9 protein-coding genes are annotated in these 13,705 nt (G+C 37.5%); 8 read left to right on the top strand and 1 reads right to left on the bottom strand.

Features of this window, described 5'->3' with window-relative positions; all coding sequences use genetic code 11:
• Nucleotides 1-22 precede the first annotated feature (22 nt).
• Nucleotides 23-685 (top strand): amino acid ABC transporter permease, encoded by a 663-nt coding sequence (locus GHD00_RS01470; RefSeq protein WP_163536311.1) that lies wholly within the window; start codon nucleotides 23-25, stop codon nucleotides 683-685.
• Nucleotide 686: 1 nt separating this feature from the next.
• Nucleotides 687-1,409, top strand: coding sequence for an amino acid ABC transporter ATP-binding protein (locus GHD00_RS01465; protein ID WP_163536462.1), 723 nt, complete (start codon nucleotides 687-689; stop codon nucleotides 1,407-1,409).
• A 418-nt stretch (nucleotides 1,410-1,827) separates the two neighbouring features.
• Here the strand turns inward: GHD00_RS01465 and GHD00_RS01460 are convergent, their stop codons facing one another.
• Nucleotides 1,828-3,084: an ROK family transcriptional regulator gene (locus GHD00_RS01460; protein ID WP_163536310.1), complete on the bottom strand. Its 1,257-nt coding sequence runs from the start codon at nucleotides 3,082-3,084 to the stop codon at nucleotides 1,828-1,830.
• Nucleotides 3,085-3,469: 385 nt separating this feature from the next.
• Here GHD00_RS01460 and GHD00_RS01455 point away from each other — a divergent pair, with 385 nt between their 5' ends.
• From GHD00_RS01455 to GHD00_RS01430, 6 genes are all read left to right on the top strand, one after another.
• A complete protein-coding gene (locus tag GHD00_RS01455) occupies nucleotides 3,470-4,753 on the top strand; it encodes an ABC transporter substrate-binding protein (RefSeq protein ID WP_163536309.1) in 1,284 nt (427 codons plus the stop codon).
• A gap of 61 nt (nucleotides 4,754-4,814) precedes the next feature.
• Nucleotides 4,815-5,765: a carbohydrate ABC transporter permease gene (locus GHD00_RS01450; RefSeq protein ID WP_163536308.1), complete on the top strand. Its 951-nt coding sequence runs from the start codon at nucleotides 4,815-4,817 to the stop codon at nucleotides 5,763-5,765.
• Nucleotides 5,766-5,782: 17 nt separating this feature from the next.
• Complete coding sequence (locus tag GHD00_RS01445) at nucleotides 5,783-6,619, top strand: carbohydrate ABC transporter permease (protein ID WP_163536307.1); 837 nt, start codon at nucleotides 5,783-5,785, stop codon at nucleotides 6,617-6,619.
• A 36-nt stretch (nucleotides 6,620-6,655) separates the two neighbouring features.
• Complete coding sequence (locus GHD00_RS01440) at nucleotides 6,656-9,487, top strand: glycoside hydrolase family 2 protein (RefSeq protein WP_163536306.1); 2,832 nt, start codon at nucleotides 6,656-6,658, stop codon at nucleotides 9,485-9,487.
• 186 nt (nucleotides 9,488-9,673) lie between these two features.
• Nucleotides 9,674-9,955 (top strand): YesL family protein, encoded by a 282-nt coding sequence (locus GHD00_RS01435; RefSeq protein WP_163536305.1) that lies wholly within the window; start codon nucleotides 9,674-9,676, stop codon nucleotides 9,953-9,955.
• A gap of 383 nt (nucleotides 9,956-10,338) precedes the next feature.
• Nucleotides 10,339-13,683 carry a DUF5107 domain-containing protein gene (locus GHD00_RS01430; protein WP_240468557.1) on the top strand — a complete coding sequence of 1,115 codons (3,345 nt, stop codon included), beginning with the start codon at nucleotides 10,339-10,341 and terminating at the stop codon, nucleotides 13,681-13,683.
• Nucleotides 13,684-13,705 lie beyond the last annotated feature (22 nt).

Genomic DNA, 13,705 nt, shown 5'->3' with positions numbered 1-13,705 from the left:
GAACAAAGGAGAGATTTAATAGATGCTGGATGCGATTTTGCAGTCACATTATATTCAAAGTTTGCCTTCTCTAATGGTGGGGTTAGGTATGACACTTTTTATTACAATCATTGGGCTGATTTTAGGTTTTGTATTAGGGGCATTTGCCGGTCTTGGACGTTTGTCTAAAAACAAATGGATTAATGGTATTTGTTCCGTTTATGTCGAGGTTGTACGTGGAACACCAATACTTGCACAAGTATTATTTATCTATATGGTCGTATCGGAGCAATACTTAGGTTTTAATATTGATAAGGTGATCGCGGCTATACTTGCGATTACAATTAATGCTGGTGCTTACATTGCTGAGATTGTTAGGGGAGCGGTTCATTCAATTGATAAGGGGCAACATGAGGCGGGCCGGACAATTGGTCTGACTCAAAACCAAACGATGCGATATATTATTTGGCCGCAAGCGATCAAACGAATGATTCCACCACTCGGTAACCAGTTTATTATCAGTTTGAAAGATACGTCACTATTTTCGGTTATTGCAGTCGGAGAGCTACTCTATATGGGCCGTCAATACTATAATGTGACCTTTGCCTATTTTGAGACTCTATTAATGGTCTGTTTGCTCTATCTTGCTATTACGATTCCGACTTCATTAATTTTACGAAGAATAGAAAGGAAGCTTGATGTCTAATATGATAACCGTACACGATTTGCGTAAATCATTTGGCAGTTTAGAGGTGTTGAAAGGAATTGACGCAGAAGTTAAAGAAAGTGAAGTGGTGTGTGTCATTGGTCCTTCGGGATCAGGGAAAAGTACCTTTTTACGCTGTTTGAATTTGTTAGAGGAGATTACTTCAGGAAGCGTTGAAATTGACGGGGAGCAGCTTACAGACCCGTCCACAGATATAAACAAGCTTCGAACAAAAGTAGGAATGGTGTTTCAGCATTTTAATCTGTTTCCGCATATGACGGTGTTGGACAATATTACATTAGGTCCAATTAAAGTAAAAGAACTAACAAAAGAAGAAGCAGAAAAAGAAGCACTACCGTTATTAGACAAGGTTGGCCTATCTGATAAAGCAGATGTATACCCTGAAAGTTTATCTGGTGGACAAAAGCAGCGTGTAGCCATAGCTAGAGCACTTGCGATGAATCCGGCAGTCATGCTGTTTGATGAGCCGACTTCAGCACTTGACCCGGAACTGGTCGGAGATGTTCTGGAAGTTATGAAAAGCTTGGCAAAAGAGGGCATGACGATGGTGGTTGTCACACACGAAATGGGTTTTGCAAAGGAAGTGGGTGACAGAGTCATTTTCATGGATGAAGGCGTCATTATGGAAGAAGGCAACCCAATACAGCTATTCGATAATCCTCAAAATCCAAGAACACAATCATTTCTAAGTAAAATATTGTAGGTGGAAAGAGATAATTCATTCGGCTTATAGTGTAAGCGTTGTCTTAAACGGTGAAGAGGTAAATGTATCAAAAGAAGTGATGGTATGGGGAGATCCATATCATTCTATTGAAAAGTCTAGATGATCAAACGAAAATAGACCTCCCTATTAACCGTCCAAAGTGAGTAGGTGAGGTCTATTGGCAAACTGATAGCCGAACCCTCTGGGGGAACCGCTTATCCATAACCCACAGTTATCACTGTGGGTTATTTATTATATGCATTACTCATGTTTATTATAACATGTAGATATAAGTTTTGGAAGTGATGGTAATAACGGACACTGTCACTTTTTTAAACCGTTGAGATAGTAAGATAAAGCTTCTTTGATTATACAGTACCATTATGATACGGTTCTATTCTCAAAAACTTCAAAAAAGTTATACTGTAGCCTTATTATCTTTGTTACGTAAATTATCTAGAGACAGTTCTCCCATGAATAGCTCGTTAATCCAAAGTGTAGCTGCCCCGAGTACACCAGCTTTATCCCCTAATTCAGACGGAACAATTTCAAAGTTGTTTACATTGGTCTTAAGCGCATGTCTTTTAAAAGAATCATGCAGTGGATTCATCACATCATTTTTAGCGGTGATGAAGCCGCCAGTAATAATAACTTTATCAGGGTTAATCACATTTACTAGTGTGGAAATACCTATGCCTAAATATCTAGCGGCAGATTCTAATGTTTCTAACGCTAAATCATCCTTATCTTTTGCTCCGTTGTAAATATGTTTAGTAGAAATTTCATCAGGATTGGTTACTGTATTAGTGATAGAGCTTGGAAAACCCTTCTTTATTTTACGGACTACATTTTCAACAATGGCAACTTCACTAGACATTACTTCTAAACAACCATAATTTCCGCAAGAACACTGAGGGCCATTATCATGAACGATTGTATGCCCGATTTGTCCAGCGCCAAAGTCTCTCCCGTGAAATAATTTTCCATCAATCATGATGCCTGCGCCAATTCCATAGTCTACGTTTACGGTTATAAAAGAATCTAAATTTCTTCCTGTTCCAAACCAATATTCTGCTAATGCTAATGTATTACAGTCGTTGTCAATCAACACCGGAAGTCCAATTTTCTTTTCAAGTAATTCTTTGACAGGAACATTATCCCAATTAAGGTGTGGTGGGTAAACGGAAATGCCATTAATATAATCCACAATTCCATGCATACCAAGACCAATTCCGTTAATATCGCTTTTACTAGTTTTGGAATCATGCAGTAAGTTGTCAATTAAATTAGATACTTGATCCAAAATGTTTTCCGGACATGTATCAGAAGGTAATTCTTTTTCTACATAACTGAGAACTTCCCCTAACATATTGTAAAGGCCAACTCTGATAGATCTAGAGCTTATGATGATACCAATTACTTTAAATGAACTTCTTTCTAACTCATATAGAGTTGGGAACCTTCCTCTTTGAGTTCGAGATTCTCCTAAATTTTTAATAAGATTAAGTTTTTCTAGAGCATCCATAATATCGGCAATTGCTGGTAGTGTTAGACCGGTATATTTAGAGAGTTCAGACTTTGAAGTTGCACCATTCTCTTTAAGAATTCTTAATACTAATTTTTGATTGTATTGCTTCATTATATCTTTACTAATCTTTTTAGTAGCTTTGTACACAGATGCTCACTCCTTAGGTATTCAGTAATCATATTCTAAGTTTCACTTCATTCATTTAATAAAGTTAGTTTAATATATAATGTGAATGCTTTCAAGTAACAAATGTCTATTAAGATTAGAAAAAACTGCACTTTATCGACACTATGAAGCAAAAGAGTGGAAGTTTTTTAGGGGTTAATGTTTAATGGGGATAAATTTTAAAAATTCAGAAAATAATAATTAATTTGTTGACTTTATTAAAGTAAACTTAGTATAATACTTAATAGTTAAAGAAAGCGATTACAAATAAAAGGAGGTATAATTAAAACGGTAACTTTATGAAGGTGGGATTAGTATAGTGGGTTCGAGTTATAAAAATGGATTGCAGAAAAAGAGGAGGTATTTTATGAGAAGGCATTTTTTTATTTTTTTTATTCTAGTTCTTAACATCCTTGTCTTATCAGCTTGTTCAGGTGAGGGAGAAAAATCAAGTGGTGACGGAGAAACTCAGGAAATTACTGTATGGACTTGGCCGAACAATGACCAAACATTTGAAGACATAACGATTCCTTTGTTTGAAGAGGAACACCCTAATATCAAAGTTAAGGTTCAGGGCTTCGGTACTGGTCAATATGCCGATAAGTTATCCTCATCTTTAATTGCTGGTGAAGGACCAGATGTTGCGATGGTTGAAATTAATGATGTGATCAATTTTAAGGAAATGGGATTATTTGAGGATTTAAGTCAAGAACCATATAACGCCAATGAATTTGCTGATCAATACCTCGATTATTTTTGGGACTATGTAAAAGGTGATGAAGGTTATATTTTTGCACTTCCGAAAAACTCAGGACCTGCTGCAATGTTCTACAATAAGCCAATATTTGAAGAGGCTGGTTTGCCAACGGAGCCAGAAGAAGTTCATGAGTTATTAAAAACGTGGGATGATTACATGAAGGTAGCCGAGCAATTATCCGTGCCTGGTGAGCAATGGATGTTGGGGGTACCTAGTGAGGTTTTAAATGCTGTAGTTCAACAGGCGGGAACATCTTATTTTAATGAAAGTGGTGAATTGCAAATAGAAGATGAGCACTTTATGTATGTGTATGATACGGTTCAAAATCTAGGTGAAATGGAAGCGTTTGCTCCATATGAACAGTACTCACCAGAATGGAATGCTGCAATACAACAAGGTAATATTGCTACATTCTTATTTGGAAACTGGTTCGGTAAGTATTTAAAAAACAATACAGATGGAGCAGATGGTGAATGGGGGGTTACTTATGCGCCTGCCTATCAAGGGAAATCTGCTTATGACCAAGGTGGAGACTTTATAGGTATTGTAAAGGACAGTAAGAAGAAAGAAGCAGCTTGGGAATTTGTAAAATTTGTCACACAGGATATGGATAATCTGAAAGGTATGTACGAAAAAGATGAACTTTATCCAACATATTTAGAAGCGTTAACTAAAGATTGGATGAACAATGAGAATCCATTCTTTGGTGGTCAGGTAACAAACGACGTATTTAAAAATGTTGCGGAAGATATGTCCGCTCCTTATGTAACGAAAGACGACCCGATTGCTAGTGATGGTGTAAGTGCTCTATTAACTAACATTACCGAGGGTGGCATGAGTATTGAGGAAGCGTTAGAACAAGCAAAACAAGAAATTAATGCGCGAATTGAGTAATAGCTTAATGTAGAGTCGGAACTAACTTTCCGACTCGCTACCCTTTTAGGGAGGTAAATCTATGCAAATGGAAACAAAAAAAGAAGCTTCATTAGATAGTGATAGACTAATAAATATCGAAAGAAATTCTTTATTAAAGAGAATGAAGAAAAATAAGATGTTTTATATTAGTATTGCTCCATTCTTGATTTTGTTTTTGATGTTTAGTGCATTTCCAATTATTGCTTCATTTTTTCTAGGGTTTACGAAATGGAATGGAGTGGGGATGCCGGAATTTGTAGGTGTTAATAACTATATCAAACTATTCAAAGATCCGGTCTTCATTAAGTCTATCTATAATACCGTTCATATTTGGTTTTTTTCAACTATATTCACAATGGGACTTGCTTTCGTATTGGCTTATATGGTTAACCACTACGTCCATAGGGCAAAAGGATTCTTTCGAGTAGTTTTCCTATTCCCTTTGTTGGTAGCTCCAGCACTAACAGCTATTATGATTAGTGTTGTTTTCTCAACAAATTCTGGATTAGTTAACGCTGTAATCAGTTTATTTATAGAAGGAACTTTTAATTATGATTGGATACGTTCTCAATTTTGGATAAAGCCATTGATCGTTCTGATCATCATGTGGAGGTGGACAGGATATCACTTTATTTTGTACATTGCAGGTCTTCAAACAATCCCAACAGAGCTTTACGATGCAGCTAAAATTGATGGAGCCAATGGTTTGCAAATCATTAAAAATGTAACCTTACCTTTAATGGTGCCGATTATATTAGTAAGTGCCATTACAGCTACTGTAGGTGGCATTCAGATATTTGATGAACCATATGTCCTAACGCAAGGAACTGGAGGGGTAAATAACTCGGCGGTAAGCATGGGGATGTATCTGTATCAAACTGCCTTTCAATATTTCCAATTTGGTTTAGCGGCTGCTCAATCCTATGTTCTATTTGCAATTATCTTAGTAGTTACGTTAATTAATGCGAAGGTATTGCGGAGACGAACATAACTTGGAGGTTCTATCGTATGAAAAATATTAAAAAAGGAGCGAATAGGTACTTTTCTTATCTATTTGTTATCGTTGTAATGCTTTTATTTGTATTTCCGCTTGCATGGATGTTTATTTTAGCAACTAATTCTAAAGCAGATATTTATACTTTTCCTCCACCCTTACTACCTGGAACAGAGTTGGTTTCTAATTTTCAACGATTATTTGACACCATCCCATTTTGGATGAATTTATGGAACAGTGTTTATGTGGGAGTTCTAAATACCGTATTAATTTTGTTTGTCAGCTCATTTGCTGCTTTTGGATTTGCGAGATTTGTAAACGCTCCAGGGAATAAATGGCTTTTCTATGTTGTGGTCGGCTCGATCATGGTTCCTCCTCTCGCTGGAATCATTCCGTGGTTTATGGAAATGAAATGGTTAGGATGGATAGACACGCATTGGCCACTTATTATCCCGACAGCAGCTTATCCTTTTGGTGTGTTTTGGATGCACCAATATATTAAGCAGGCAGTGCCGGAAGAGTTATATGAGGCATCCATTTTGGATGGGGCATCAGAAATGAGAATTTATTTGCAGGTGGTTATTCCGCTCATTCGTCCTGGTTTAGGGGCCTTGGCTATTCTAGCATTTCTAAACTCATGGCAGAATTTTCAACTTCCTTTAATCGTTCTGAATAGTACGGAGAAATTCACAATTCCTTTAGCATTGGCCAACCTTACAACTATGTTCGGGACCGATGTAGCAGGCATTATGTTGGGAACTTCTATTAGTGTACTTCCAATATTTATTGCCTTTGTCTTGGCAAGTAATCACTTTATTGAAGGTTTAACAAGTGGTTCAGTCAAATCATAGTGCTCATAAGATTATGAAATGATAGGAGGAGTTAATGTGTCGGTAACAAATGTTCAACAAAAAATTTCTATTAATCTAAATGGAGAATGGAACTTTAATCTTGATTCAGAAAATAATCAAAGTTGGTCGGGAGCTAACGGCTTATTACCAGAACAAACGATCCAAATACCAGGATCTTGGGAGGAGCAAGGGTTTGGCAATCCTTCAGGTCACCACCCAATTGGAACTTGGAAAAAGAAACATGAATATGAAGGTGTGGCTTGGTACGTAAAGGAAATAGAAATTCCTGATTCCTGTGCCGGGCGAGACTTATTCCTTGTCTTAAAAGGAGTACGTTGGCTAACAGAAGTTTGGATAGACGACCAGTACGCGGGTAAACAGGATAGTATCATTAGTCCGCATCGATATAGCGTTACTCCGTATGTTCAAGTTGGGAAAAAACATCGATTTGTTATTAAAGTAGATAACCGTATGCGAATGGACTTACAAGAAAGTCATATACACTCGTACCATACGTCCACTTACTGGGGTGGGATTACTGGCGGTATTGAGTTAGAGGCACAATTACCCTATTCTATTGAAAAGGTAAACATTGAATCACATATCAATAAGAAGCGTGTAGACCTTAAAGTTAGTATTAATAGAAAGAATTGTCAGAATCAGAATGACTGGAGTTTAGATGCTAACGTGTTAGATAAGAATGGGAACGTTGTAGCGAAAGCAGCAAAAAAACTTAATCAAGATAATAGTGTAGCATTCCTTGAAGAATTATTAAGTTTAGATTTTAAAGAAAACCCAGAACTTTGGTCACCAACTAATCCTTATTTATATAAGCTTGAACTGAAATTGAAACACGAAGAGACAGAATATGACCAAAAAGAATATTCATTCGGATTCCGCTCTTTTGAAACATCTAAAAATCAGTTTCTATTAAACGAACAACCAATCTTTTTAACAGGGTATGTTGACTGCTGTATATTCCCGCAAACCGGATATCCTATTTGGGATAAAGAACATTATTTGAAGCAATTTAAAACCGTGAAAAGTTATGGTTTCAATCATGTTCGTTTGCACGGCTGGAATCCGCCTGAGCCGTTTTGGGAAGCTGCGGATGAGACGGGAATGCTCGTACAAACAGAACTACCCCACTGGAGTCAGTTTTATCGAGCGAGAGAAAAAGATGCACCAGAGGAAGTACAACAATTTTTTAAGAGGGAATTGGAGAATCTATTAAATATCCTTCATACGCATCCATCGTTTGTCATGTTGTCCTTGGGTAATGAATTAACAAGTGAAGAAGGGCATAATCAACTAAATGAATTGGTACGTTATGCGAGAGAGCTAGATTTTACACGCCTATATACGGATAACACTGGTTTTGGGGAACTACCAGCTAATGACCGTGAAGGTGATTTTTATATCCCAACACTAAATTGGCATCCACCATATAATATAGATCATGCGGCTGGCCCTGATACTACCTTCGACTATCGAGAGGTTACTAGATTGGATGATAAGCCGTTAATTGCTCATGAACACGGTCAGTTTACGATGTATGTTCGTCCGGAGGAAGCTTCCAAATATGAAGGTGTGCTACAGCCAAATTGGTTGGAAACTACTAACGATACGCTCGCTAAAAAGGGTTTAGATCAGCGCCTTGGTGAATTTCAAGAAGCAACTGGTATCCATCTTGTTCGCTCTTTAAAAGAAACGATGGAAAAGGCTAGAAGAACCCCAGCACTTTCTGGAATCCAACTTTTGGACATTCGAGATTTCCCGGGTCAAGGTCATGCAACTGTAGGAATATTAGATGTGTTCTGGGATTCCAAAAACATTGTGGAGCCTAACGCTTTTTGTCAATTTAATGAGCAAACTGTCCTTTTAATGCGTTCTAGAAGCCGAACTGTCTACAATGGTGAAATGCTATCCGCAGATTTAGAAGCTTCTCACTTTGGAGAAGCACTGAAAAAAGGAACACTTAAATGGACGTTAAGTGATCATGACGCCGTTATTCAAGAAGAACAAGTGGATGTCGATCACATTTCAGGTGAAGGATTAACAGCCCTTAAGAAAATAGCTGTACCAATTCCAAAAGGTGCTGCCCGCAAGTTGGTACTGCGAGCTGAACTGGAGGCAGATGGAAAGGTTATCACAAATGAATGGGATTTTTGGGCTTTTCCTCATAATGCATTGCCTGAAAATAAAAGTAGAATTTGGACCAATATGCGTGAACTGAGAGCTGTTCTTTATGGGGCAAGATTTGAAGATACGATAGGAATGAAACAACACAGCTTCCACCCGGACAATCAAGTGGATTTAGTTATTACTGATCAACTGTCACGGGATATTATCCAACATATCGTAGATGGTGGTTCGGTATGGATGATGGCCAAAGAGAACAATCAATACGATGAAGTGTTTACTAGATACTTGCCAACGTTTTGGAATTATATGTGGTTCCCAGAGCAAAAGGGTACGACAATGGGGATGAGAATTCATGAACATCCTGCCTTACACAATTATCCGACCGATGGTTTCTCTGACTGGCATTGGTACCATTTAGTAGACCGAACGCCAGCCATTAATCTAGACCATATTCCAGAAGTGGAGCCAATTATTGAAGTAGTTGACAACTTTAATCGTGCAAAACGTCTTGCATATGCTTTTGAAGCTAGAGTAGGAAGAGGGAAGTTATTTGTCACTACGCTGAACTTCTCGGACAAAGCCTCGCTGAAGCTTCCTGAAGTAAATCATTTATTTTTGGAGTTCATTCATTATTTGAACAGCAACCAATTCCAACCGGAAGCTTCGATTACATTAGGGGATTTGCTTGGAACATTTAAAGTAAAGTCTTTGTTTACACGTTAGGAAAGCATAAAATTTTAGCACGAAGTTACTCGACGTAGTAAAAATTTTTAAGTGCGAAGTATAAGTGCAACTACGGCTCTGCTGTCGCCTAAAGGCTCGGCAATCGCCGAGTTTTCTTTAAAATGCGATATTAATAAATAACGGATTTTTAGGACAGTAGAGGTAGATGGATAGGAGGTAATCATAGTGAACAGATCTTTTGATAGATTAAATAGTATGATGGATAGCTTCATATTTTTAGCTTACATCAATGCTTTATGGATACTCTTTACACTAGCTGGATTGATTGTTTTTGGATTTTTTCCAGCAACCACTGCGATGTATGCTGTTTTCCGTAAAAGAGTTATGGGAGACGAAAGTATAAAAGTTTTCCGGTTATTCTGGAGTACTTACCGTAGGGAATTTATCAAAGGGAACAAGCTTGGGTATTTTGGCTTATCTTTTTTACATCGAATATGTCGCAATTGAATGGATAAACCATGATTTGAGCAACTATTTTTATTACCCAATTTTCACTTTGAATCTAGTAGCTATTTTATTGTCATGTTACCTATTTCCAGTCTTTGTTCACTATGATCTTACCGTGTTCCATGTAATAAAACGTGCTTTTTTCATCATGATATTAAACCCAAGAAACACACTTATCTCTATTGTCGGAGTTGTTTTTATATACTACATGTTGATGACAATTCCTATCCTGGCTTTGTTCTTTGGTGGAAGCATCTTAGCGTATTTTACAACATATATGTCCTATTTATCTTTTGAAAAAGTGGATCAATTAGTGACTAGATGAGTGGTTTGCTCCATACGCAAAGTAACAGATAGATTTGTTTGAATGAGGGGTGTTTATTTTGACAAAAGACCTAGTGCGTGTTTTTGAAAGGGATGTTAAACTTCCTACCTATGAAGTGGGAGAAGCAGAGAAAAACCCGATGTTTCTTGAAAAAAGAGTCTATCAGGGAAGCTCGGGGAGAGTATATCCTCACCCTATTATAGAAAGCATAGCGGATGAAAAGACTGATAAAACTTATCGAATGATTATATTAGAAAATGAGTATTTATATATTGAATTAATGCCTGAGATTGGTGGAAGAGTTTATCGTGCATTAGATAAAACAAATAAATATGACTTTGTTTATTACAATAAAGTCATTAAACCTGCACTTGTGGGATTGGCAGGTCCATGGATCTCAGGTGGTATCGAGTTCAATTGGCCACAGCATCATCGGCCGAATACGTTTGGACCTGTAGAATATACAATAGAAGAAAACGATGATGGTAGTAAGACGGTATGGATGAGTGAAATTGACCGGATGTATGGAACAAAAGGGATGGCTGGATTTACTTTATATAGTGGTAAGGCTTATTTAGAGATTACCGGTCAACTGTATAATCGGACACCTCATCCACAAACCTTTTTATGGTGGGCTAATCCCGCGATTCCGGTAAATAATCATACACAATCCATCTTTCCACCGGATGTCAATGCGGTTTTTGACCATGGGAAGAGAGATGTTTCTAAGTTTCCGATTGCAACAGGTACGTACTATAAGATGGATTATTCATCTGGAGTAGACATTTCTCGTTATAAAAATATTCCAGTACCTACTTCGTATATGGTATATAAATCAGATTACAATTTTGTTGGCGGGTATGATTATTCCGTAGGAGCTGGGATTTTACACGTTGCCAATCGTCATATATCTCCAGGAAAAAAACAGTGGACTTGGGGAAGTGGTGACTTTGGCAAGGCATGGGATCGAAACCTAACAGATGAAGATGGACCATATGTGGAATTAATGACTGGTGTATATACGGATAATCAGCCTGATTTTACGTGGCTCCAACCATATGAAGAGAAAAGATTTAGACAATATTTCATGCCTTATAAAAAAGTTGGAGAAATTAAAAATGCTTCTATTGATGCAGCGGTCAACTTAGAGTTTAAAGATAGCAAAGCTGAAATTACCGTTTATACAACGGCAGTTTTTGAACAGGCTAAGGTTGTGCTAAGACGAGAAGGAACTGTTGATCAGGAGTTTACTGTTAGTCTTTCACCAGAGAAGCCTTTTACCACTATAGTAAATGTCGATGCGGAGATGGAAGATTATAAGTATAGTGTGTCAGTGCTTTCTAAAAATGGGGAGGAACTGATTTCTTACCAACCAGAACCGGAATCTATTGAAAAAATTCCTGAAGCAGCAAAGGCTATTGATGAACCAGAGGAATTGAAGAATAATGAAGCACTATTTCTGGCAGGACAGCATCTTGAACAATATCGTCATGCTACCTTTGAACCGGACGGCTATTATTTAGAAGGGTTAAAACGTGACCCAGAAGATTCGCGGATCAATAATGCTTACGGGTTGTTATTGTTACGTCGCGGGCTTTTCAAAGAAAGTGAAGGTTATTTTAGAAAAGCGATTGAAACAATCACGAGACACAATCCTAATCCTTATGATACAGAGCCATATTATCATTTAGGTGTCTGTCTAAAATTGCAAGGAAGACTAGAAGAGGCATTTGCTTATTTCTATAAGGCAATTTGGGCTGGGAATTGGCAGGACAAAGCGTATTTCGCTTTAGCACAAATTTCTTGCTATAAAAAAGAGTATAAGGAAGCGCTCGAGCTAGTAGATGCTTCATTAGATAGTAATCGGAAAAATATCTTGGCATGGAACCTTAAAGCTGCGGTTTTAAGAAAATTAGGTCTGCTTGACAAGGCTGTAAAGGTTGCGCTTGAGTCCATTGAATTGGATGTCCTTGATTTTGGAGCAAGAAATGAATTGTATCTCACGTACCTAGAGAAAGGGCTTGAGACTGAGGCCAAAGAAGTAATGGAAGAATTAGAGCGGATTATGCGTGATTGCCCTCATAATTATATTTCTTTATGCCAAGATTACCTAGCTTCAGGACAATTTGAGGAAGCAATTAAGGTGTTGAAAAGATATACAAGTAAAAACAAAAAGTCATATCCGATGGCGTATTATTATTTAGCCTATTTATACCAGCAATTAGATCGAAATGACAAAGCTGAATTTATGTTGGGTAAAGCTAGTGTCATGCCATCTGATTACTGTTTTCCAAATCAGCTTTTGGATTATATCGTTCTTGATGATTCGCTTAAAAGGAATCCGACTGATGCGCGTGCCCATTATTATGTAGGAAATCTACTATATGATAAGAAGCGGTATAGTGATGCAACGAAGCATTGGGAAGAATCAATTGCTATTGATGAATCCTTTCCAACAGCTCACAGAAATTTAGCTTTTTCTTACTTTAACAAAATGGCTGACTCGAGAAGAGCTGGAAAATCATTGGAAATCGCTTTTGAATTAAATAAGAAGGATGCACGAGTATTTTATGAGCTGGATCAGCTATACAAGAAGGTAGGAGTTTCTCCGGAAGATAGATTTAATAAATTGGATAGTCATTTTGATCTGGTTGAACAACGAGATGATCTATACGTTGAGTATGTGACGCTGTTAAATACGTTCAAGCGTCATAAGGAGGCCCTTCAGCTAATTAACAAGCGAAATTTCCATCCTTGGGAAGGTGGAGAAGGGAAAATTACCTCTCAATACGTACAAAGCAAAGTTGGAATTGCTTTAGGTCTAATCGAGACTGGTCAATTTGATGATGCCATTTACCATCTAAAAGAAGCGAAAGAATATCCTGAAAATTTAGGTGAAGGAAAATTATACGGAGCACAAGAGAATAATATTCATTATTTCTTAGGAGTGGCTTATCATAAATTAGGGGATGATAAAGCGGCAAATAATTACTGGTTACGTGCATCAACTGGATTAAGTGAACCTGCGAGTGCCATGTATTATAATGACCAACCGCCTGAGATGATTTTCTATCAAGGAATGGCATTAAAAAAGTTGGGTAGAGAAAAAGAGGCGCGAAGTCGTTTTAATAAGTTAATTGATTATGGCGAGTCCCATTTATTTGAGGAGCTGACGATTGACTACTTTGCCGTTTCTTTACCAGATTTCTTAGTGTTTGATGAAGATATGGAGCGAAAAAACAAGGTTCATTGTCACTTTATGATGGGGCTTGGTTACCTAGGATTAGGAAAGGAAGACCAATCAAGAAAAGATTTCAACCTTGTACTAGATATGGAACCAGCTCACCAACAGGCAAGGGTCCATAAGGAATTCTTGAAGCGGGAAAAGCTAGTTTTAGGTTGACAATCTGAAGTTCTAAAATGAT

The sequence above is a fragment of the Gracilibacillus sp. YIM 98692 genome (assembly GCF_010993965.1).
Taxonomy (GTDB): Bacteria; Bacillota; Bacilli; order Bacillales; family Amphibacillaceae; genus Gracilibacillus.
Note: the sequence above shows the minus strand (reverse complement) of the source record. Positions and strands in the feature narration are given on the sequence as shown.

Bases quoted from the DNA above. Each gene is read 5' to 3' on its own strand.
- GHD00_RS01445 (WP_163536307.1), top strand. From the start codon at position 5,783: ATGAAAAATATTAAAAAAGGAGCGAATAGGTACTTTTCTTATCTATTT.
- GHD00_RS01470 (WP_163536311.1), top strand. From the start codon at position 23: ATGCTGGATGCGATTTTGCAGTCACATTATATTCAAAGTTTGCCTTCT.
- GHD00_RS01450 (WP_163536308.1), top strand. From the start codon at position 4,815: ATGCAAATGGAAACAAAAAAAGAAGCTTCATTAGATAGTGATAGACTA.
- GHD00_RS01455 (WP_163536309.1), top strand. From the start codon at position 3,470: ATGAGAAGGCATTTTTTTATTTTTTTTATTCTAGTTCTTAACATCCTT.
- GHD00_RS01465 (WP_163536462.1), top strand. From the start codon at position 687: ATGATAACCGTACACGATTTGCGTAAATCATTTGGCAGTTTAGAGGTG.